This is a genomic window from Streptomyces sp. H39-S7 (assembly GCF_027158205.1).
GTDB lineage: Bacteria > Actinomycetota > Actinomycetes > Streptomycetales > Streptomycetaceae > Actinacidiphila.
Map to the genome: position 1 here is coordinate 105,161 of NZ_JAPVLU010000025.1, position 21,717 is coordinate 126,877.

At 72.4% G+C, this 21,717-nt stretch carries 21 protein-coding genes; 5 read left to right on the forward strand and 16 right to left on the reverse strand.

The window, feature by feature from the left end:
* Positions 1-5: 5 nt before the first annotated feature.
* Positions 6-719 carry a FadR/GntR family transcriptional regulator gene (locus tag O3X23_RS24205; protein WP_269273599.1) on the reverse strand — a complete coding sequence of 238 codons (714 nt, stop codon included), beginning with the start codon at positions 717-719 and terminating at the stop codon, positions 6-8.
* A 115-nt stretch (positions 720-834) separates the two neighbouring features.
* On the opposite strand from O3X23_RS24205, the gene O3X23_RS24210 reads away from it, so the two are divergent.
* On the forward strand, positions 835-1,446 hold the full coding sequence (locus tag O3X23_RS24210; RefSeq protein ID WP_269273600.1) for a YceI family protein: 612 nt from the start codon (positions 835-837) through the stop codon (positions 1,444-1,446).
* 45 nt (positions 1,447-1,491) lie between these two features.
* Positions 1,492-2,250 carry a rhomboid-like protein gene (locus tag O3X23_RS24215; protein ID WP_269273601.1) on the forward strand — a complete coding sequence of 253 codons (759 nt, stop codon included), beginning with the start codon at positions 1,492-1,494 and terminating at the stop codon, positions 2,248-2,250.
* Here the strand turns inward: O3X23_RS24215 and pdxR are convergent.
* The 10 genes from pdxR to O3X23_RS24265 form a co-directional block, all read right to left on the reverse strand.
* Entirely contained in the window at positions 2,195-3,523 is a 1,329-nt protein-coding gene (pdxR, locus tag O3X23_RS24220; protein ID WP_443047951.1) for a MocR-like pyridoxine biosynthesis transcription factor PdxR, read from the reverse strand. The two genes, O3X23_RS24215 and pdxR, sit on opposite strands and share 56 nt — an antisense overlap.
* Positions 3,524-3,649: 126 nt before the next feature.
* Entirely contained in the window at positions 3,650-4,468 is an 819-nt protein-coding gene (locus O3X23_RS24225; RefSeq protein WP_269273603.1) for an HAD family hydrolase, read from the reverse strand.
* On the reverse strand, positions 4,465-5,742 hold the full coding sequence (gene serS / locus O3X23_RS24230; RefSeq protein WP_269273604.1) for a serine--tRNA ligase: 1,278 nt from the start codon (positions 5,740-5,742) through the stop codon (positions 4,465-4,467). Before serS ends, O3X23_RS24225 begins: the two co-directional genes overlap by 4 nt.
* A gap of 551 nt (positions 5,743-6,293) precedes the next feature.
* On the reverse strand, positions 6,294-7,220 hold the full coding sequence (gene pheA, locus O3X23_RS24235) for a prephenate dehydratase (protein ID WP_269273605.1): 927 nt from the start codon (positions 7,218-7,220) through the stop codon (positions 6,294-6,296).
* A gap of 27 nt (positions 7,221-7,247) precedes the next feature.
* Positions 7,248-8,540 carry an iron uptake transporter deferrochelatase/peroxidase subunit gene (gene efeB / locus O3X23_RS24240; RefSeq protein WP_269273606.1) on the reverse strand — a complete coding sequence of 431 codons (1,293 nt, stop codon included), beginning with the start codon at positions 8,538-8,540 and terminating at the stop codon, positions 7,248-7,250.
* Entirely contained in the window at positions 8,537-10,414 is a 1,878-nt protein-coding gene (locus O3X23_RS24245) for a copper resistance protein CopC (protein WP_269273607.1), read from the reverse strand. Before O3X23_RS24245 ends, efeB begins: the two co-directional genes overlap by 4 nt.
* Positions 10,415-10,426: 12 nt before the next feature.
* Entirely contained in the window at positions 10,427-10,909 is a 483-nt protein-coding gene (locus O3X23_RS24250) for a copper chaperone PCu(A)C (RefSeq protein WP_269273608.1), read from the reverse strand.
* Entirely contained in the window at positions 10,906-11,550 is a 645-nt protein-coding gene (locus O3X23_RS24255; RefSeq protein ID WP_269273609.1) for an SCO family protein, read from the reverse strand. Before O3X23_RS24255 ends, O3X23_RS24250 begins: the two co-directional genes overlap by 4 nt.
* 96 nt (positions 11,551-11,646) lie before the next feature.
* Positions 11,647-12,372: a YcnI family copper-binding membrane protein gene (locus O3X23_RS24260; protein ID WP_269273611.1), complete on the reverse strand. Its 726-nt coding sequence runs from the start codon at positions 12,370-12,372 to the stop codon at positions 11,647-11,649.
* Between the two features lie 108 nt (positions 12,373-12,480).
* Positions 12,481-13,263, reverse strand: a complete 783-nt coding sequence (locus O3X23_RS24265; RefSeq protein ID WP_269273613.1) for a hypothetical protein — start codon at positions 13,261-13,263, stop codon at positions 12,481-12,483.
* 205 nt (positions 13,264-13,468) lie between these two features.
* Between O3X23_RS24265 and O3X23_RS24270 the strand changes: the two genes are divergently transcribed.
* Positions 13,469-13,912: an ATP-binding protein gene (locus tag O3X23_RS24270; RefSeq protein WP_269273614.1), complete on the forward strand. Its 444-nt coding sequence runs from the start codon at positions 13,469-13,471 to the stop codon at positions 13,910-13,912.
* Here O3X23_RS24270 and O3X23_RS24275 read toward each other — a convergent pair.
* The 3 genes from O3X23_RS24275 to O3X23_RS24285 all read right to left on the reverse strand — a co-directional run bounded on the left by O3X23_RS24275 (position 13,909) and on the right by O3X23_RS24285 (position 17,567).
* Positions 13,909-14,448 (reverse strand): ArsR/SmtB family transcription factor, encoded by a 540-nt coding sequence (locus O3X23_RS24275; RefSeq protein ID WP_269273615.1) that lies wholly within the window; start codon positions 14,446-14,448, stop codon positions 13,909-13,911. The two genes, O3X23_RS24270 and O3X23_RS24275, sit on opposite strands and share 4 nt — an antisense overlap.
* Positions 14,449-14,516: 68 nt before the next feature.
* Entirely contained in the window at positions 14,517-15,968 is a 1,452-nt protein-coding gene (locus O3X23_RS24280) for an aminopeptidase P family protein (protein WP_443047950.1), read from the reverse strand.
* 114 nt (positions 15,969-16,082) lie between these two features.
* Positions 16,083-17,567: a PP2C family protein-serine/threonine phosphatase gene (locus O3X23_RS24285; RefSeq protein ID WP_269273617.1), complete on the reverse strand. Its 1,485-nt coding sequence runs from the start codon at positions 17,565-17,567 to the stop codon at positions 16,083-16,085.
* A gap of 570 nt (positions 17,568-18,137) precedes the next feature.
* On the opposite strand from O3X23_RS24285, the gene O3X23_RS24290 reads away from it, so the two are divergent.
* Together O3X23_RS24290 and O3X23_RS24295 are read left to right on the forward strand one after the other, a co-directional pair.
* Positions 18,138-18,824, forward strand: a complete 687-nt coding sequence (locus O3X23_RS24290) for a bifunctional DNA primase/polymerase (RefSeq protein ID WP_269273618.1) — start codon at positions 18,138-18,140, stop codon at positions 18,822-18,824.
* 181 nt (positions 18,825-19,005) lie between these two features.
* Complete coding sequence (locus tag O3X23_RS24295) at positions 19,006-19,653, forward strand: hypothetical protein (RefSeq protein WP_269273619.1); 648 nt, start codon at positions 19,006-19,008, stop codon at positions 19,651-19,653.
* A gap of 244 nt (positions 19,654-19,897) precedes the next feature.
* Here O3X23_RS24295 and O3X23_RS24300 read toward each other — a convergent pair whose 3' ends face one another.
* Positions 19,898-20,860 (reverse strand): DUF5926 family protein, encoded by a 963-nt coding sequence (locus O3X23_RS24300; RefSeq protein ID WP_269273620.1) that lies wholly within the window; start codon positions 20,858-20,860, stop codon positions 19,898-19,900.
* A gap of 165 nt (positions 20,861-21,025) precedes the next feature.
* A complete protein-coding gene (locus O3X23_RS24305) occupies positions 21,026-21,652 on the reverse strand; it encodes an ATP-binding protein (RefSeq protein ID WP_269273621.1) in 627 nt (208 codons plus the stop codon).
* Positions 21,653-21,717 lie beyond the last annotated feature (65 nt).

Sequence of the window (21,717 nt, forward strand, 5' to 3'; positions counted from 1 at the left end):
ACGGGTCAGCCGGTGGCCGGGCGGTCCGGTTCGACGGCGAGGAGGGCTTCGACCGCGCGCAGCGGCTCGCGCAGCAGCGCCCGCGCGGCGCCGTCGGCCGCCTGCGGGTCCCCCGCCTCGATGGCGTCGACGAGCGCGGTGTGGGTCGCGAGGTCGATCGGCGGCATGTCGCTGTCGCCGACCGCGGCGAGCAGCGTCTCGCGGATCGAGGAGCTGAAGTAGCGGTAGACCTCGGTCAGCGCGGCGTTGTGCGCGGCCTCCACCACGTACTGGTGGAAGCGGACGTCGTCGTCCGCCTGAGCGTCGCCGATCAGTTCCGCGCCGTGCCCGTGCACGCTGCTGAGGGCGGAGCGCATCCGTTCCAGGTCCTCCGGCGTGCGCCGGACGGCGGCGAGCCGGGCGCCCTCCGTCTCCAGCGCGACGCGCAGCTCCAGCACGTCTCGGATACCGGCCCTGCGCATGCCGCGGAGCACGGCGGCGGGGTCGGCCCGGGAGATCACGTAGGTGCCCTGGCCCTGGCGCGACTCCAGCTGGCCGGCGTGCGCGAGCACCCGGACCGCCTCGCGGACCGTGTTGCGGCCCACGCCGAGGAGGTCTGCCAGTTCGTGCTCGGTCGGAATGCGCATCCCGACCTGCCAGGTTCCGGCGGCGAGCTGCTCGCGGAGCTGCTCGACGACGGTGTCGACGAGGGATCGGCGGTCCGCCGCGTGGAGTGTCATCCGGTCATCCTACAACCTGTCCGGAGGGGTCGAGCGGAGGACCTTGTTGAAACTTCAATGGAATGGAGTTATGGTGAATGAAGTTGAACGTTGAACTACTCGTAAGGAGCACACCATGGGACTCTTCAACCGCACCCGGACCGCCGAAGCCGGCACCGCCGTCGCGACCGCCCCCGCCGCCACCGACCTGTCGCACCTCACCGGTGAATACACCGTCGACCCGACCCACAGCGAGATCGGCTTCTCCGTCCGGCACGCGATGGTCACCACCGTCCGCGGCCAGTTCGCCGAGTACGAGGGCTCGCTGCACCTCGACGGCGGTAACCCGCACCTGTCCACCGCCGAGCTGGTCATCAAGGTCGCCAGCATCGACACCAACCAGGCGCAGCGCGACGAGCACCTGCGCACCGGCGACTTCTTCGACGCCGCCGCCTTCCCGGAGATCACCTTCCGCTCCACCGCCGCCGAGCGCCTGGGCGAGGACTCCTACCGCATGACGGGCGACCTCACCATCAAGGGCACCACCCGCCCGGTCACGCTCGACCTCGCCTACAACGGCTCCGCCAAGGACCTGTACGGCAACGAGCGCGTCGGCTTCGAGGGCACCGCGAAGATCGACCGTACCGACTGGGGCCTGAACTACAACGCCGCCCTGGAGACCGGTGGCGTCCTCATCGGCGAGCAGGCGAAGCTGCGCTTCGACGTCTCCGCCATCAAGAACGCCTGAAACCCGATTGGCCGCGTCAGCCGGCCCTGACAGATGATGAGGGTGATGGCCGCAGAGCAAGTCACCCCTACGCCCGCCGAGCGCCGCCGCATCACCCTCAAGGGTGTGGGGCGCTTCGGCGTTTCCTGGGTGCGTTCCTCCCCCGGGACCCACATCTGGCTGCTGATCCTGACGATCACGACCTGTGTGGTCGCCGTGGTGTCACCGCACGTGCGGGCGTACCTGCTGCACCACGTCAGCACCAATCTCATCGAACTGCGGCAGCATCCGATCCGGGTGCTGCTCGCCAGCGCGCTGTGGGTCGCGACGCCGTCCGGCTTCGCCATCTACTTCGTCTTCTACGAGCTGGTCCACGCACCCGCGGAACGCTGGCTGGGCACCTGGCGCTGGCTCGTCGTCGTCGCCACCGCGCACATCGGCGCCACGCTGGTCAGCCAGAAGGCCGTACTGTTCGGCATCCATTACGACCGGCTGCCGCGTTCCCTCGCCCACACCGTCGACGTGGGAGTCAGCTACGGGATGGCCGGGGTCGTCGGCGTCCTGACGTATCTGGTGCCGCGCCCCTGGCGGTGGGGATATCTGGTGGGGATCCTGGCGTTCTTCACGGTGCCCGTCGTCACCAGCCGCACCTTCACCGACCTCGGCCACTTCACGGCCGTCCTCATCGGCCTGGCCTGCTACGCGCTGACGCCCACCGCGCGGATGCCGGGGGGCCGGCGCCGGCCGGAACCCCCTGCGCGCCGGCCGGTCAGCGACCGCCGGCCGGCGGAAGCGCCCGGCACAGTGCTTCCAGAGCGCCGCTGAACGCGTGCTCGGACGGGGTGCCGTAGCCCACGACCAGCCCGTCCTGCGGCGGCATCACGCAGTCGGGGTGGCGGTATCCGGCCAGCCCGTCCAGGACGAGGCCGTGGTCGAGCGCGGCCCGGACGGCGGCGCCCTCGGTGCCCGCCGGAAGTTCCAGCACCGCGTGGAGCCCGGCCGCGACGCCGGACACGCCGATGTGCGGGGCCCGCTCGGCGAGCGCGGCGACGAGCTGGTCCCGCCGGCGGCGGTACCGCTGCCGCATCCGGCGGACATGGCGGTCGTACGAGCCGGAGGCGATGAAGTCCGCGAGGGTCAGCTGGTCCAGGGCGCTCGCCGTGGCCTCCCGCTCGCCCTTGGCCGCCACCACGGCCTCCACGAGCGGGCCGGGGAGCACCATCCAGCCCAGCCGCACCGCCGGTGACAGGCTCTTGCTGACCGAGCCGAGGTAGACGACGCGCTCCGGGTCGAGCCCCTGCAGCGCGCCGACCGGCTGCCGGTCGTAGCGGAACTCCCCGTCGTAGTCGTCCTCCAGGACGATGCCGCCGGTCGTCCTGGCCCAGTCGACGACGGCCGCCCGCCGCCGCGGACCGAGCGGACCGCCGGTCGGGAACTGATGGGCCGGTGTGAGCAGCACGGACCTCGCGCCGCTCGCCGCCAGCTCCCCGGTACGAGCGCCCTCCGCGTCGACCGGCAGCGGCACCGTACGCACCCGGGCCGCGGCCAGGATGCCGCGGTGGAAGGGCAGCCCGTACGCCTCGACGGCCATCGGGCCGCGCAGCACCTGGACCAGCAGCCGCAGCCCGTGGGCGAAACCCGAGCAGACGACGATCCCGGCCGGGTCGGTGCGCACCCCGCGGGCGCGGGCGAGGTACTCCGCCAGCGCCTCGCGCAGCTCGGGGCGGCCGTGCGGGTCACCGGGACCGAACGCCTCGGTGGGCGCTGCGGTCACCGCGCGGCGGGCGGAGGTGAGCCAGGCCGCGCGGGGGAAGCTCCCGGCGTCCGGCTGGCCCTGCAGCAGGTTGTACGCGGGCCGCGCGGCCCGCGGGGAGGGCGCGGCGGAGGCCGGCCGGGACGTCGCCGCGGCGGTGCGCGGGGCGACGCGGGTGCCGGAGCCCTGGCGGGCGGTGAGCCACCCCTCGGCGACGAGTTCGGCGTACGCCTCGGCGACGGTGTTGCGGGCGATGCCGAGGTCGGTGGAGAGCGTGCGGTAGGGCGGCAGCCGGGTGCCGGGGGCGAGCCGGCCGGAGCGGATCGCCTCGCGCAGCGCCCGCATCAGCGAGGCGCGCCGGCCGCCGGGGCCGGTCAGCTCCAGGTGGAGATCGCTGCCGAAGGACCCGTCGGGAACCGCGCCCGCGTCCGCATCGGCCGGATCGACCCCCGGAACCGTCATGGCGTGAGCCTAGGCGGTGGCCGCGAAGAGCCGTTCCAGGACGACGGCGATGCCGTCCTCCTCGTTCGACGTGGTCACCTCGTCGGCCACGGCCTTCAGTTCGTCGTGCGCGTTGGCCATCGCGACGCCGTGCGCGGCCCACGCGAACATCGGCAGGTCGTTCGGCATGTCGCCGAAGGCGATGGTGTCGGCGGCCTTCAGGCCCAGCCGGCGGGCGGCGATGGAGAGGCCGGTGGCCTTGCTGAGGCCGAGCGGCAGCAGTTCGACGATGCCCTCGCCGGCCATCGTCACCCCGACCAGGTCGCCCGCGACCTCGCGCGCGACCCGGGCCAGAGCGTCGTCGTCCAGGTCCCGGTGCTGCAGGTAGAGCTTGTTGAGCGGGGCGCTCCACAGCTCGCTGTCGTCCCGCATGTGGATGACCGGCAGCTCGGGGTGGTACTGGTACCCCTCGCCGACCAGCACGCCGCCCTCCAGGCCGTCCTGGCTCGCGGCCACGAAGAGCGGGCCGATCTCGGCCTCGATCTTGGCCAGCGCGAGCCCGGCCAGTTGCCGGTCCAGCGTCATGGAGGTCAGCAGCCGGTGTTCGCCCGCGTGGTAGACCTGCGCGCCCTGACCGCAGACGGCCAGGCCGTCGTAGCCGAGGTCGTCCAGTATCTGCCGGGTCCAGGGCACGGAACGGCCGGTGACGACGATGTGGGCGGCGCCCGCCGCGGTGACCGCGGCGAGCGCCGTCCGCGACCGCTCCGAGACGGTGTGGTCGCCGCGCAGCAGTGTCCCGTCCAGGTCGGTGGCGATCAGGCGGTACGGGAGGGGCGGGGAGGAGGTCACTTGCCGACCGGCTCCAGGAACTCACGGCCGCCCAGGTAGGGGCGGAGTACTTCCGGGACCCGGACCGAGCCGTCGGCCTGCTGGTGGTTCTCCAGGATCGCCACGATGGTGCGCGGTACGGCGCACAGCGTGCCGTTGAGCGTGGCGAGGGGGCGGGTGCCCTTCTCGTCACGCATCCGGATCGACAACCTGCGGGACTGGAACTCGGTGGTGTTCGACGTCGAGGTCAGCTCGCGGTACTTGCCCTGGGTCGGGATCCACGCCTCGCAGTCGAACTTGCGCGACGCCGAGGAGCCGAGGTCGCCCGAGGCCAGCTCGATCACCTGGAACGGCAGTCCCAGGGCGGTGAGCCACTGCTTCTCCCACTCCAGGAGGCGCTGGTGCTCGGCCTCCGCGTCCTCCGGCGTGGTGTAGACGAACATCTCGACCTTGTCGAACTGGTGCACCCGGATGATGCCGCGGGTGTCCTTGCCGTACGACCCGGCCTCGCGGCGGTAGCAGGGCGAGAAGCCCGCGTACCGCAGCGGCAGCTTGGCCGCGTCGATGATCTCGTCCATGTGGTAGGCGGCGAGCGGGACCTCGGAGGTGCCGACCAGGTACAGGTCGTCCTTCTCCAGGTAGTACACGTCGTCGTCGACCTGGCCGAGGTAGCCGGTGCCGGCCATGGCCGCGGGCTTGACGAGGGTGGGCGTCAGGATCGGGACGAAGCCGGCCTCGGTGGCCTGCGCGATGGCCGCGTTGACCAGGGCCAGTTCCAGCAGCGCGCCGACGCCCGTCAGGTAGTAGAAGCGCGAGCCGGAGACCTTGGCGCCGCGGTCCACGTCGATGGCGCCCAGGATCTCGCCCAGCTCCAGGTGGTCCTTGGGCTCGAAGCCCTCGGCCGCGAAGTCGCGCGGCGCACCGAGCTGCTCGAGGACGACGAAGTCCTCCTCGCCGCCGATCGGCGCGTCCGGGTGCACCAGGTTGCCGAGCTTGAGCAGCAGGCGCTGGGCCTCCTGCGCGGCCTCGTGCTGCTCCGCGTCCGCCGCCTTGACGGCGGCCGAGAGCACGCCGGTCTTCTTCAGCAGTTCGGCCTTCTCGTCCCCCTGGGCCTTGGGGATGAGCTTGCCGAGCTGGCGCTGCTCGGCGCGCAGTTCGTCGAAGCGATGACTGGACGACCTGCGCCGCTCGTCGGCGGAGAGGAGGGCGTCGACGAGCGCGACGTCCTCTCCACGGGCGCGCTGGGAGGCGCGCACACGGTCGGGGTCCTCACGAAGCAGGCGAAGGTCAATCACGGCTACAGGCTACCGGGGCGGCGGGGTCCGACGCGACAAGTTAAGGGCTTTTAGAGACGTTATGTCCGTTTCGAAGAAAGCGGGAGCGAATTGCGATAACGGACAAAAGGTCGCCGTCAACCGAATTCACCGCATCCCTCCATCGGGGCACCGTCCTTGTGGAGAAGGGGAGTTGGGAGGGGGTGCGAGCCTCGCCGAAGCCCCGGTTATCCACAGGTGGGTGGGGATTCTTTTCCTTTGTCCACAGGTTGTGTGTGCGAACTGTGGAAGACGGAGTTGATCGTTCCGGACGCCTGGTGCTCGGCGAAGGATTCCCGGTTCAAACGCTCTTAACACGCACTTTCGAGTGAGAAGTGTTCCCTCTATAGAGTTGATCAGAGGAATTGGGCTGACGAAGGGTGACCTGGGCCGCTCTGGACGACCTTGGAGCCTGTGTACCGATTTGTCGACTAGGTCGGGTTGGTCTGTCGACTTATCCCCAGTTATCCCCAGGCTGGACCTCAGGCCTGTGGATAACTCGGTGGACAACATCGCAGCCCTGCCAGGACGGCTCAGCCCCGCCCGTCCAGCGCCCGGCCCAGCCAGTCCGCGGCGTCGGTGAACTCGTCGTCGGTCGTCCCCGGACGCACCTGGGGGCGGACCTCGTCGGCCCGCGGGTACGAGCCCAGGAAGCGGACCTGCGGGCAGATCCGCTTGAGCCCCATGAGCGCCTCGCTGACCCGGCGGTCGGTGATGTGCCCCTCGCAGTCCACCGAGAAGCAGTACCGCCCGATGCCCTCGCCGGTCGGCCGGGACTCGATGCGCACCAGGTTGACGCCGCGCACCGCGTACTCCTGGAGCAGCTCCAGCAGCGCGCCCGGGTGGTCGTCGCCCAGCCAGAACACCGCCGAGGTCTTGTCCGCGCCGGTCGGCGCCGCCGGCCGGCCCGGCCGGCCGACCAGGACGAAGCGCGTCGCCGCGTTCTTCGCGTCATGGATCTCGGTCACGAGCGGTTCGAGCCCGTACGTGGACGCCGCGAACTCGCCCGCGAACGCCCCGTCGAACCGGCCCTCCTGCACCAGCCGCGCACCGTCCGCGTTCGACGCCGACGACTCCCAGAGCGCGTCCGGCAGCTGGGCCCGCAGCCACTTGCGCACCTGCGGCTGCGCGACCGGGTGGCCGGTCACCGTCTTCACGTCCGTGAGCTTCGTGCCCGGCCGCACCAGCAGCGCGAACGCGATCGGCAGCAGCACCTCGCGGTAGATCATCAGCGGGGTGCCGGTGGCCAGCTCGTCCAGGGTGGCGGTCACGCCGCCCTCCACCGAGTTCTCGATGGGCACCAGCGCCCCGCCGGCCTCGCCGTTGCGCACGGCGTCCAGCACGGCCGGCACCGACACCATCGGGACCAGCTCCCGGGTCGCGGCCTCGGGCAGCGTTCTGAGCGCTGCCTCGGTGAAAGTGCCTTCAGGACCCAGGTACGTGTAGCGGCTCGCCGACATACGGTCACCCTAATGGGCCGGACGGGTTCACGACTCCAGCAACCGCTGCCCCACGTACTCGCCGGGACCCGGCGCGCCGGGGACCGCGAACAGCCCGCTCGACTCGTGGCGCAGAAAGCGCGACAGCCCGTCGCCGCGGTCCAGTTTGCGCTGTACGGGCACGAATCCCCGTTCCGGATCGGCCTGCCAGCAGACGAAGAGCAGCCCGGCGTCCGGGCTCCCGTCGGAGCCGATGCCGTCGTGGTACGAGAACGGCCGGCGGAGCATCGCCGCTCCGCCGTTCGAGGCGGGGGCGGCGACCCGGACATGCGCGTCGCCCGCGATGGCCGGCGCCCCCTGGGCGTTCCGCCGGTCCAGGTCCACGGGGGTGGTCTCGGTGCCGCCGGACAGCGGCGAGCCGTCCGACTTGCGGCGGCCGATCACCTTCTCCTGCCGCTCGACGGAGAGGTGGTCCCAGGAGTCGAGCAGCATCCGGATCCTGCGCACCACCGCGTACGAGCCGCCCGCCATCCACTCCGGGGAGCGGGCCGTGCCGCCCGCCGGTACGAAGATCCGTCGGTCGAAGTCCGGGTCGGTGGGCTTGGGGTTGTTGGTGCCGTCCACCTGGCCCATGAGGTTGCGGGACGTCATCGGCCGCAGGGTCGCGCCGGGTGTGCGGTTGAAGCCGTTCATCTGCCAGCGCACCCGGACGGTGTCGCCCGCGTCCTTCTGCAGCACGCGCAGGGCGTGGAACGCGACAAGCGCGTCGTCCGCACCGATCTGCACCCACAGGTCGCCGTCGCCGCGGGCCGGATCCAGCGCGTCGGCGGAGAACGGCGGCAGCGGTGCGAGGGCCCGCGGCGCCCGGTCCGCGAGCCCCGCCTTGGGGAAGAGCGAAGCCCCGAACCCGAAGGTGACGGTCAGCGAGTTGGGGCCCGCGTCGTTGGCGATCTGGTCGTCGAGGCCGGGCAGCCGGCCGTTCTCGACCAGCTCCCTGGCGGTGCTCGACCAGCGCCGCAGCAGGTCCGCGACGTTCCCGCGGGTCTGCCCGGCGGTGAGGTCGAAGGCCACCAGATGGCCGCGGGCCTGCTGGGGGGTGGTGATCCCGGCCTGGTGCGCGCCGTCCCGGAAGGGGACGCCGGTCGCTCCGACCGAGCTGAGCGCCGTCGGTTCGTCCCGCAGTGCCGTGGCGCCGAGGGCCCCGCCCGCGCCGCCGGCGACCAGTCCCGCCGCGCCGGCCGCGCCCGCGGCGCCGAGCAGCCGCCGCCGGGTGAGGGCCGGCCCGGCGGGGGGCTCGCCACCGGGCCGCTCCGTTGTCCGCTGCTCAGCTGTCCCGGTCATGACGTGATCTCTACGTTCCTCGTCTCGGTCACCTGGTCGATGTCGGACGTCCGCACGGTGACGGACACCTGCCAGGTCCCGGCCATCGGCAGCTGCACCGAGGCCGCGGTCCAGTGGCCGACGTCGAGGTGCTGGAGCGCCACCGGCAGCGGCCCGATGCTCTTGGCCTTGAGGGTGAACTCGAGCTTCACCTCGGGCACGTCGACCGGCACCGGATCCGCGCCGGAGATCAGGACGTGCACCTCGTTCTGGCCGACCCGTCCCGGATCGATGGTGATCAGGGCCTGGCCCTTCCCCTTAGGACCGTGCGTGTCGTACGGGATGCGCACGCTGAGCGGCAGCCCGGAGGGGGCGTCGACGGGCGCTGCCACCGAGCCGGTCTTCTCCTGTGCCGCGCGGCCCGGCTGGGTCCCGGTGAGCAGCGTCGTCACGGCGAGCACGACCACGGCGACCGCGACCTCGGCCAGCACGGACTTCCGCAGCCCGTCGCGTTCGGGGTCGGACTCCCGGGTCTTCCTCGCCTGGGCCTTGTCCCGGGCGGTGCGCTGGAGCCGCAGCTGGGCCTGCCGGGCCGGGTCGGCGGACGAGCCGGCCACGACGCGCTCCGGGCGCTTGACGGCCGCCGTGGCGGAGACGGCGGGCGCGCCGAGCCGCGCGGTCCAGCGCCGCGACAGCCAGGCCAGCTCGACGAGCAGGACGACCAGGCCGATCTTGACGAGCAGCAGCTGCCCGTAGGAGGTGGAGACGAACGCGTCCCACGAGCCGAGCTGCCGCCAGGACTGGTAGGTCCCGGTGGCGACCAGCGTCGCCACCGCCGCGAAACCGATCTTCGAGAAGCGCTGCACGGCTTCGCGCTCGATGCCGAGCCCCGCCACCAGGGCGGTCAGCAGGGCGGTCAGACCGCCCAGCCACACCGCCATCGACAGCAGGTGCGCGACGTCGACCGGCATGGCGAGGCCGGACTGGATGCCGACGGAGGCGTGTTCCGCCATCGCCCAGGTCGCGGCGATGCCCGTCGCGATGACCCCACCGCCGATGCCCAGCCCCCAGGCGAGGTCGGCGCGCTCGGCCCGCTCGCTCTCGCTGGCGGGCGTCCCGCGTTTGGCGTACAAGCCGAACAGGACCGCCAGGAAGACGGCGGCGGCCGCGAGCAGCAGCAGCCGGGAGAGCAGTGCGGCGCCCGGCCGGGTGTTGAGCACGTCGCGCATCACCCCGAGGTCGAGCGCGTCGCCGAGCCCGCCGCCGTTCACGTACGGCCCGCGCAGCATCAGCAGCGCGATGGTGGACGCGACGAGCGCGACCCAGCCGCCGACCGCGATCCGCCGCATGGGGCGCAGCAGGGCGCCGCGCGGCCAGCACACGGCGAGGAAGGCGGAGGCGCCGACGAGCAGCGCGAATCCGGCGTAGGCGACGTAGCGCCCGATGCCGTAGAGGACGCCCGCGGGGCCGCCGCCGACGGCCTGCGCCTGCTCGGCGACGTCGACGGTGGTCTTGGAGGGGGCGCCGACGGAGAACGTGAACGCGCCCGCGACCGGGTGGCTGTCATCCGAGACGGCCTTCCAGGCGACGGTGTAGGTGCCGTCGCCGAGCCCGGCGCGCAGCGCGACCGCGGCGGTGGAGCTGTTGCCGTTCGCGTGCTGCGGAGGGCCGCTGTCGACGCGGCCGCCGGCCGGGTCGAGGACGCGCAGCGAGTCGGCGGACAGCAGCACGCCTTCGGAGAAGGTGAGCACCACCTGCTGCGGCGCGGTCTTGACGATCGCGTCCTCGCCGGGGTTGGTGTTCACCAGCGCGGCATGCGCCGAGGCCGGGGTGGCGGCACCCAGCACGACGGCGAGCAGAGCGCCCAGTACGACCAGCGCACGCCTGATGGTCATCGTCGCTCCTCCTCAGCCCTTCGGCCGGTAGCCGGCCGGCTCGACCGGCACCGTGACGCCGATCGGGTCGCCCTGGGCGAAGTGCAGTTCCATGGACACCCTGTCGCCGGCCACCGGCTTGTGCGTGAGTTCCGTCAGCATCAGGTGGTTGCCGCCGCTGCTGAGCGTAAGCCGCCCGCCCGCCGGGACGGTCAGGGAGCTCACCTTGCGCATACGGTTCTCCGTACTGGTGTGCAGGGTGATATCGGCGGCCAGGTCGCTGCTGACCGAGGTGAGTTCCGCGTCGGTGTCGCCGGTGTTGGTGACCGTGAAGTAGCCGGCGGCCATGTCGCCCATCACCGGCTGCGGTATGTACGCCCCGCTCACCGAGAGCTTCGGCCCCTTCGCTCCGGCGTGCGCCGACGCGTCGGGCGCCGCGGAGCAGCCGGCGAGCGCGAGGGCTGCGGCGGACACCGTCAGGGCGAGGGCCGTCGCGGCGGGCGTCCGGCACCTCACGGCGCCTCGCTCCTGAGGAGCTTCGGCAGGTAGGCGGTGAACTCGTCCGCGGTGGTGCCGGACATGTACAGCACGTGCCCCTTGTCGTCCTTCGGCCAGAAGGCCAGGACCTCGGCGCCGTGGGTGACGGTGACGCTGCCGTCCTTCTCCGTCACCGGCTTGTCGATGCCGACGCCGACGGATCTGGCGGCCTTCTGGATCGTGCCGAAGTCACCGGTCAGGCCGACGAAGTCCTTGTCCTGGGCGGACAGCCACTCGCCGAGGTGCTGCGGGGTGTCGCGTGCGGGGTCCGTGCTGACGAACACGACCCGCAGCTTCTGCTGGTCGGGCTTGGGCAGCCGCGACTTGGCGATGGCGATGTCGCTCATCGTCGTCGGGCACACGTCGGGGCAGTGGGTGTAGCCGAAGAAGAGCAGGACGGGACGGCCCGCCGTCTCCTTGACCAGGTTGTACGGCTTGCCGTGGGTGTCGGTGAGGGTCAGCTCCGGCTTGGCGAACGGGGCGTCGAGGAGGGTGCCCGGCTTGGACGCCGCTCCGGAGACGACGGCGAGGGGCTTCTCGGAGCCGCCGTCGGAGGCCCCGCATCCGGCGAGGGCCGCGACGGCCGCCAGGGCCACGCCGATCTTGATGGTGGTGCGCATGAGAGTTCCCGGGGAGTGCGATGGCGGGGCCGGGGCGGCCGCACGGGTCGACGCCGGGCGTCGAGAACGTGCCGTACGGCCGCCCCGGCCGGTGCGTCAGACGGAGGTGCGGCGGCGTCCTGCCAGGACACCGAACGCGACGCCGATGACGCCGACGACGATTCCGGCGACGCCGAGGATCCGCGCGGTCGTGTCACTGCTGTCGGAGTCGGCGGCAGCGTTCGTCGTCGCTGTCTGCTTCGCCTTGGCGTCGGCGGCGGGGGCCGCGGAGCCGTGGGCGTCCGTGGTCGCGGCGGTCAGCTTCAGCGCGGGTGCCGGGTTCGCCGGCTCGGCAGCGCCGGGCTTCTCCTCCTCGATCCAGCGCACGACCTCGTTGGTCGAGTACGTCTGGAGGGCCTTGAAGACCAGCTGGTCCGTGTCGTCCGGAAGCGGGCCGAACGAGACGGGGAACTGCTGGAACTGGCCGGGCTCGATCGTGCCGCCGCTCCAGGTGATCTTCGTGACGGCCTCGGTCACCTGCTTGCCGTGCATGGTGATCGGCTTGGCGAGCTTGCTCTTGACGACCTCCACCTTCCAGCCGGGGACGGCCTGGGTGGAGACGGACGCGATCGGGTGGTCCGCCGGCAGGTTCACTTCGACCTTGATCGTCGAGGCGTTGTCCCGCTCGTTCGGGACCTTGAACGCGACGGTGCTGTAGCCGCCCTTGGCGGCGCTGTTGGGCGTGACGGAGACATGCGCGAAGGCCGGTACGGCGGCCAGCAGCAGCGCGGAACCGGTGAGCGCGCCGACGGTGGTCAGGCGGCGCGTGCGGGAACTGTTCATGGGGCACTCCACGGTGAGTGGGGGGAAAGGGGTCAGCGCGCAGGCGGAACGCGCGAGACCGCCGCCCCCGTGGACCGGTGGGAACCGGGCCGGTGGAGACCGCTCGCGTCAGACCGCCAGGGCGTAGGCCGGTGGCCCGCGCCGCGCCACGCTGTGGCGCAGCCGTACGCCGCGCGCCTTCCCCTGCCCGGCGGCGAACCGGCGCGGCCGGAGCGCGGCGAGCCGGTCGTCGGCCGCTCCCGCCACCAGGACGCGCACCAGCGCGACGAGCACGCCGCGCAGCACCTCGGCCGACAGGCCCACGAGCCGCCACAGGGCGGCCTCGCCGCGCCGCAGCAGCCATCCGACGGCCAGCGCGGCGAACAGGTGGGCGAGCAGCATCGGCAGCGAGTACGCCATCGCCGCGTGCATACCGCCGACGGCGGTGTCACCCGGTCGAGTGACAGGTCCCATGGGCATCGCGGACGCCGGGTCGATACCCGCGTCGCGCACGATCCGTTCCGCGCCCTGCCGGGTGAGGGCCACCGCCGAGGCGTGGCCGCCGCACAGCAGCCGGCTGGCCAGCGCCATGACGCCGGAGCCGCCGTCCTGGGCCGTGGCGGGGTTCCCGCAGGCCTGTCCGGCGCCGAATACGGTGTGCAGCGCGAGCTGCCCCAGGGCGAGTGTCGTGGCGATCCCCCGGAGCGACCGTTCCCGCCCGGCCAGCGGCGCTGCCACGGCGAACACCGCGAGACAGCCCACCACGAGCGCGCCGGCCGGCACCCCGTGACGGGACGCCAGCGCGTGCCCGGCGGCGGACAGCGCGACACAGACCGCGGTGAACACCGCGGCCCGCAGCAGTCGCAGCCCGGCGCTCGCGCGCACCGGGGAAACGGGTGAGGGGGAAGCCATGACGGGCGTCATCCTCTCACCGTCGGGAACCGGCGCATAAGGGGGGTGTCCGGCTTGAGGGCGTGCGGGCGGGTCGCCTCAATACACCTGTACGCCGGGGTCTCACATCCGCCGAATGAGCGGCATCACGCCAAGAGGACGCTTACGGGGCGCAATTCGTGGCTATAGGTATCCGTAAGTCGAGCCGTGGCCTGGAGGCTGGAGCATGAGCATCTGGTGGTCTCTCCACTTGCGGCGCGAGGCCGCGAGCGTTCCGCTCGCCCGACGGCTGCTGCTGGGGACGATGCAGACCGCCGGGGTTGATCCGGAGATCTGTTACGACCTGTCGGTGGCGGTGTCCGAGGCCTGTGCCAACGCCGTGGAACATGCGGGCGAGGGTGACTACAGCGTGACCGCGCGCATCGACGGCGACCGCTGCCGTATCGAGGTCGCCGACTCCGGACCGGGCTTCGCGCCCGACCGGCCGCGCCACCAACTCGCCCGGCCGCTGGCCCTGAAGGGCCGGCATGCCGAGCACGGTCGGGGACTGTTCCTCATCGAGGCGCTGGTGGATCACGTCCACTTCCACAACCGGCCGGGCCGGGGCGCCGTGGTGACGATCGACAAGATCCTCAAGTGGCGGGACGACGCGCTGCTGAAGGCGTCCTAGCGGGCGTCCGGGTCTTCCTCCGCGTCTTCCGCCGTGTCGGCCTGCACGAGGAACGCCATCACGGTGGCGCCGAGCAGGACGGAGCCGGGGGCGTGCGGGGCGCGGGCGGCCTCGTGCAGGTCGGCGAGGAGTTCCGCCATGCGCGTGCGGAAGGCGTCCCACGCCTCGGGCGCGACCCACAGCTCCGCGTCGGAGGTCACCCCCTCCTGGCCGGGCGCCCGGCGGGCGGCCCGGTCGCGCAGGTTGCGCGCCAGCGCCTCGGCGAGCAGCGGGGTGCCGTCCTGCCGGTCGGAGAGCGGGGTGCCGTGCACGGTGCGGTAGCGCCGTTCCCTGCCGCCGCGGTGCGAGCGGACCTCGCTGAGCTCGACGAGCCCGGCGGCGTCCAGCCGGCGCAGGTGCTGGCTGGCCAGCGCGTGCGAGATGTCCAGTTCTCGGGAGAGCTCCGCCGCGGAGAGCGGCGCGGCCCACATCAGCGACAGCATGCGCAGCCGTACCGGATGGGCCATGGCGCGCAGCGCGGGGTCGGTTGTCGTCACGGCGGCCAGTAAACCGCCCCGGGTGCCGGATCGCGGCGCCCGAGGCGGGTTACGTGTCCGTTCGCGGGTCAGCCCTGGAGACCGGCCATCCACGCCTCGACCTCGTCGGAGCGGCGCGGCAGCCCCTCCGACAGGTTCCGGTGGCCGTCGGCGGTGACGAGGATGTCGTCCTCGATGCGGACCCCGATGCCGCGGTACTCGGCCGGCACCGACAGGTCGTCGGCCTGGAAGTACAGACCGGGCTCGACGGTCAGCACCATGCCGGGCTCCAGAACGCAGTCCACGTACGTCTCGGTCCGCGCGTGCGCGCAGTCGTGGACGTCCAGGCCGAGCATGTGGCCGGTGCCGTGCAGGGTCCAGCGGCGCTGCAGCGCGAGCTCCAGCACCCGCTCGACCGGTCCCTCGACGAGGCCCCACTCGACGAGCTTCTCGGCGAGCACGCGCTGCGAGGCGTCGTGGAAGTCGCGGTAGGCGGCGCCGGGCTTGACCGCCGCGATGCCCGCCGACTGGGACTCGTACACCGCGTCGTAGATCTTGCGCTGGATGTCGCTGAACCGGCCGTTGATCGGCAGGGTGCGGGTGACGTCGGCCGTGTACAGGCTGCGGGTCTCCACGCCGGCGTCCAGGAGCAGCAGCTCGCCGGAGCGGACCGGGCCGTCGTTGCGCACCCAGTGCAGGGTGGTGGCGTGCGGGCCGGCCGCGCAGATCGAGCCGTAGCCGATGTCGTTGCCCTCGACGCGGGCGCGGAGGAAGAACGTCCCCTCGATGTAGCGCTCGGAGGACGCCTCGGCCTTGTCCAGCACCCTGACGACGTCCTCGAAGCCGCGGGCGGTGGAGTCGACCGCCGCCTGCAGCTCGCCGATCTCCCACTCGTCCTTGACCAGCCGGAGCTCGGAGAGGAACTCCTTCAGCTCGGCGTCGCGCTCGGCGGTGACCTTGTCGTGCAGGGCGTCCTCGACGCCCGCGTCGTAGCCGCGCACCACCCGGACCGGGCCGGTCGCCACGGCCAGCTTCGCGACGACCTCGCGGACGTCCGAGCACGGCAGGCCGAGCAGCTGGGCGCCCTCGGCGAGGCTGTTGCGGCGGCCGGTCCACAGCTCGCCCTGGCCGTCGAGCCAGAACTCGCCGTTCTCACGGCTGGAGCGGGGGAGCAGGTACGCGGTCGCGTCGTGCCCCTGGCCGCCCTGGGCGGGCTCCAGGACCAGGACGGCGTCCTGCGTCTGGTCACCGGTGAGGTGGACGTACTCGCTGGACGCCCGGAAGGGGTATTCCGTGTCGTTCGCGCGCGTCTTGAGGTTGCCTGCCGGGATGACCAGCCGCTCGCCGGGGAAGCGGGCGGACAGCGCGGCCCGGCGGCGGGCGGCGTGCGGCGCCTGGGCGATCGGCTGCAGGTCGTGCAGCTCGGTGTCGGCCCAGTCGGACTTCATCAGCTCGGCGAGCTCGTCGGAGACCTCGGGGTAGAGGCCGTTCTTGCGCTGCTTGATGGGCTGCTCTTCGGCCGCTTCGACCTCTTCGGACACGTCCTGCCTCCTCGCAATAGACCGATCCATCGTATGTGCGTACGGAAGGCCGACTACAGGGGGCTTAGGTCACGAACCGCGGCAAAGCGGACCCGCGCGGGCGGGGGCGGGGGCTCAGTCGAAGCGGATGACGAGCAGAACGACGTCCTCCGGGCTGTCGAGGGTGTCGAGACCGTCCGGCAGCACGGTGTGCAGCACGTGGTCGGCGAGGAGGTCGGGGTCGTCGCGGGTGGCGCGGGGTGCGCTCTGGGCGGCGCTGTGCAGCCGGGCGAGCGCGCGGTCCATCGGTTCGCCGGTGCGGTGCAGCAGGCCGTCGGTGTAGAGCAGCAGCGTCTCGCCGGGCTCCGGCCGGACCTCGACGCTGGGCGCCTCCCAGCAGCTCAGCATGCCCAGGGGGGCCGAGAGCGAGGTCTCGATGTACTCGATCCGGCGGTCGCCGACGATCAGCGGCGGGCAGTGTCCCGCGCCGGCGAGCACGAGCTTGCGCTGCTCGGGCTCCGCGTAAGCGAACAGCGCGGTCGCCGAACGGGCGGGCTCGGTGAGCCGCAGCAGCAGCTCCAGGTCGGACAGGACGGCGACCGGATCCTCGCCCTCCATGACGGCGTAGGCCCGCAGCGAGGCCCGCAGCCGGCCCATCGCGGCGACCGCGCTGGGACCTGACCCGGTGACGCCGCCGACCGCCAGGCCGAGCGCGCCCTCGGGGAGCGGCAGCGCGTCGTACCAGTCGCCGCCGCCACGCGGTCCCGTGTCGTGCCGGACGGCCATCCGTACACCGGCGACCCGCGGCAGCCGGGCGGGCAGCAGCTCCTCGGCGAGGGTGGCGAGGGTGCAGCGGGCGCGGCTCAGTTCCAGCTGCCGGGCGATGTGCTCCGCGGCGTACCGGCCGTAGAGGCCGACGAGATGGCGCTGGCGTTCGACCGGTTCGGCCGGTTCGTCGTACAGCCAGACGGCCGCGCCGAGATGGCCGGTCCGCTCGGTGGTGAGCCGCAGCGCGTAGCTGGCGTCGAAGCCGAGGTGCGCGGCGACTTCGCGGTGCCGCGGGTCGAGGCCGGGCTCGTGCGGCAGGTCGGGGTGGATGATCTCGTCGCTGTCCGCGGGCGTCCGCACGGGCGCGTCCCCGTCCGGGGCGGCGGCGGCGCTGTCGGCGGCGGCGTCCGGGCCGCCGGTGGAGTCGCCGGCTCCGCCGGTTCGGTCGCGCCGGTCGGCCCCGTCGGGTTCGAGGAGGATTCCGTAGGAGGCGGCGCCGTTCGGCACGGTCTCGATGGTGCCCAGATCGGCGTGACCGAGGCCGAGGCCGACGGTGGTGTCGGGACCCAGCCGGTCGGCGGGTTCCAGGACGAGCAGTCCGCGGCGCGCGCCGACCAACGCGGCACCGGCCCGCAGTACTTCCCGCAGCGACGCGTCGAGGCCGGTGGTGCCCGCGAGGCGTTCGGTGAGCTCGTGGAGTGTGGTGAGATCGGAGATCCAGCAGGCCAGCCGGTCCTGGACGGCCGCGAGGCGGTCCACGGGACGGCATTCGGCCGCAGGGGCGGAAGTGTGTGGCGCGACAGGAATGGGAGACTTGGTTCCGGCCACTTTTGGAACCCGGGTGGTACTCATGGCCGGCGGCTTCCCGCGAGATCACGGCCCAGGCGAAGAACAGTGCTATTTGTCGGCGATTCAGGATTTTTGCCGACTCGCGTGCGGGGCTTGATGAAGCAGGTCAGTTGCGTCAATAGCATCGCAAACCCCCATATCGTGCTGCGCCGCTACCAGGTTTCCACTTGTACACGCCTGATCGTGGGCATGTCCAGGATTGTGCTGGTAGAAGGAGTGGTGTCGCACTCCGAAAGCTTGGCCGAAAATGACCACACCCGAAGACAATTGCCGGTCGACTGATGGCGTCCAACAGCGCGTCATATTCACGGTGGTGGGTAGGAACCCGGTGTCTGGCTTCAGCGTCCTACCAGTAGATGACGGCCGGCCTACCCCCGAGTGGCGGGGTGTTCACACACCCAGCGGAAGCGCACAGCGCGGCAGACAGAACACGAAGCGCCACGCGAGCGCCACCCCTCGCCACGTTCCACGCTCGGCTAGCAGCGTGATGCGCTGCCTTGTAAGCGGTGTGCTCGAGATTACGTTGTGTCATGGGCAGATCCTCTGAGCGTTAACGGAAAGGAACTTTGCGCTATGCGCGAGATCCTCGGAAGGCGACGCAAGCTCTCGTTCCGATGGAGGGGCCAGTCCGCGCTGCTCAGCGCGGTCCTCACCTACACCGAGCAGTGGAAATGGCCGGTGGTGCCCGGTGCCGGGCACGACCGCCGTGGCTCCTGGCGGGCGGCGGGGGCGCAGCCGTGCGCCTGTCCGCGCCCGGACTGCCCCGTTCCCGGCGTGCACCCGCACGATCCCGGACTCATGGCGGCCACCCGCGACCCGCGCATGGTGCGCTGGTGGTGGACGGCACGCCCCGACGCGCCCGTGGTGCTCGCCACGGGCGACCGCGTTTCAGCGGTCAGTCTGCCGGCCGTGGCCGGTGCGCGGGCCCTGGACACCCTCGACCGGCTGGGCGTGCGGCTCGGCCCGGTGGTGGCCACCCCGACGCGCTACGTCCTGCTCGTCGCCCCGTACTCCCTGGAGGAGTTGGGCGAGTTGCTCGATTCCCACGAATGGGTGCCCAGCTCGCTGCGGTACCACGGGCAGGGCGGCTACGTGGCGCTGCCGCCGTCGAGCAGCAGCGCGGGCCAACTGCGCTGGATCCGGCCGCCGGTGGTCGACGAGGGCACCACCTCGCCGTGGCTGCCGAGCGTCGCGCTCATCGTGGACACCCTCGTCCGCGCGGGGCGGACGGCGCCGGACGGGACGCACCTGACGTACTGATGGGAAGGCCCGAGTGAGGACGCGTCGGCCCGGTGCGCCGGGCTGTTGACCGTGTCACTCGTTCGGGTAGCAGCAGGGGGTCGTTGCCCGGTATACGGGCCAACGGCCCCCTTTTCGGCGTGATGGGCCCGATATGTTCGGCACACCGCACCAGCCGCAATCCCTGGACAGGTGGAACCCGATGGAGCGCGCCCCGAATCTGCGCATGATCGCCCTCTCCAGTGTGATCGCGCTCGCGGTGGTGCTGCCGCTGGCCGCCGCCACCGCGGGTCCCTCGGGGCCCGCGGGCCCATCGGGCCGTGCCGCGCGGGGCGACCGGCCGCAGGCCGTTCCCGGCGTGGCGGACGGGCCTGGCGCCGGGATCGTCGGCGGGACCGTCGGCGGGCTGCTCCCGGCGCTCGGGCCTGCCTCCGGGGGCGCCTCGGCGCCAGGGCCGGCCCAGGAGCCCGACGGGGGCCCGGGTGCCGGGAGCGGGACGGTGCGGCCGGCCGCGGCCTGCGGGCCGCAACTCACGTCGCCCGAGGGCCTCCAGGCGCAGACGTGCACGATCGTGGTGGGCGGCGACACCTGGGCGCGTTCGTACTACCGCAACGGGACCGGAGACCCGCTCGACGGCGTACTGATCCTGATGCGGCCGGACGGCCGGACGGTGCGGGTGGAGTGCCCGGTCGGGGCCGGCGCGGCTCCCGGTTCCTGCGAGACCCCGCGGGAGCGGACCGTGAAGGCGGTTTCTCCGGATGACGGTGTGACGCAGGTCTACAGCGCGGTTGCGGAGTTCGCTTCGGCGGGAAGTGAGCGAATGCTGCTACGAGCCGGTAGCAATCGGTAGCAATAGCTGAACAGAAAATCAGCCAATGTAGATCAACTTCCGGACATGCCCTGGTGGGAGTGGATCCGGGTATGGCAAAACCCGGTCGCTGGCGACGGGGGATGCACCAGCGACCGGGCTGTTTAAACGGTAACAAGATTTCTTCCGTACGCAAATTCGGGAGAAGGAACCGGAAGCCGTAATTACCGGTGGGCAGGCGGAGTTGTGACCGTTCTCACTCGGCGCGCCCGCCCCCCGTCCAGGTTCAGCTCAGGGTGATCTGGCGGTTCATGAAGCCGCTCCGGGCGCGGCGCTCGTCCCCGGTGAGCGGCGCGGTCGCGCCGAGCGCCTCCAGGAGCCGCTCGCCGAACGCGGCGGCCGGCTTCTCGACCTCGTCCGCGGCCATGCCCACCGGCAGGTCCCACACCGGTACGACCAGCCCGTGGGCGCGGAACGAGCCGACCAGGCGGGTGTTGTCGCCGAGCGAGGACGCGCCGGCGGCGTGCAGCCGCGCCATGGCGTCGAGGAGCTGCTCCTCCGGGTGCGACATCACCCAGCGCAGGTGGTTCTTGTCGGGCGTCTCGCACCAGTACGCGGCGTCCACGCCGGACAGCCGGACCGTCGGGATCGCCGCGGCGTTGGCGCGCTCCAGGGAGGCGGCGATGTCGCCGGAGGCGTCACCGGCGTTCTCCAGCCAGAACTCGAAGCCGGTGTGCACCACCGGCTCGAACGGCGCGTCCAGGTCGAGCAGGTCCTGCATGCGCGGGCCGTCGCCGTCCGTGCGCGCGCCCTCGACGGGCGAGCCCGGCTCGGCGGTCAGCGCGCGCTGCAGGATGTCGGCGAGACCGCGGCTGAGGTCGCCGGAGGCCGTGTCGTTCTGCAGGCCCAGCAGGACCTTGCCGCTGTCGCGGCGCAGACCGGGCCACGCCATCGGCAGCACGGTCGCCAGGGTCAGCGACGGCACGCCGTCGGGGAGCCCGCCCTTGAGCGTCAGCTCGACGGTGGCGGCCGGCACCAGCTCGCGGAGCGCCACCCAGTCGCATTCGCCCGGCAGCCCCTCGAAGGGCCGCAGGACCAGCTCGGTCACCGCGTGCGAGGCCTCGCGGCCGTGGCACGCCTTGTACCGGCGGCCGGAGTTGCAGGGGCACGGCTCCCGCGCGCCGACGACTGGGATCTCCCCGTCGACGATCTGCGGGGCATTCGTCTTCGTCGGGCGCTTCTTGGCCATGGCTCGATCTCTCCCGGTACGGCTACGTTTCGGCCGTGAGCCTAGCGCCCGCGGAGCCCCGCGCCGGAAACGCGCGGGGGAAACCTTCGACGGATCCGGGAAAGGGCGGGAACGGCCGCCCGTCGAAACGGGGCCCCGCAGCGGGGCGGGCCCCGCTCCCGACCGTCACGGCAGGTCGTCGAAGGGGTCCGCGAAATCGATCGGGACGTCCCGCCGCGCCGTCAGGTCGGCACGCCGCGCGTGCCGGCTCCTGACCGGCAGCAGGGCCCAGACGGTGACCTCGCCCGGCCCGTCGCGCACGCCCCAGCTCAGCGACAGGTTGCTGACGATGCCCAGCCCGCGGCCGCCGCGCGCGGTGAGGGACGGGCTGGCCGGCCGCGGGCGGGTCGGGCCGCCGCCGTCGGTCACCTCCACGCTGAGCAGGCCGTCGTCACCGATCCGCCACGCGGCGCGGATGCCGCAGGGGTCGGCCGCCCCGGCCGCAGGTTCCGCCGCACCGCCGGTCCCGTTGACCACACCGTTCGCCGTCCCGTTCGCCGGTGCCCCGGCCGCCCGCTCGGGGGCCCGGTCGGCTGCCTCGTCCGTGCCGTCGCAGAGGGGGCGCGCGTGCCGGTAGGAGTTGCTCAGCAACTCCGACAGGATCAACACGGCGTCGTCCACCACCGGCTCGGGAACCTCGTGGGCACACAGCTCACTCCTGAGCCTGCGCCGTGCGTCCGCCACGCCCACCGGACCATGCGACAGGGACATGGTCGAGGACGTCGGCACCTCTTGTGCCACCACCAACGCCACCCCCGAGACCTCCTTGACCCCACGCCACGGGATGAATGCCCTCCCGGACTGGGCCGGAAACAAGC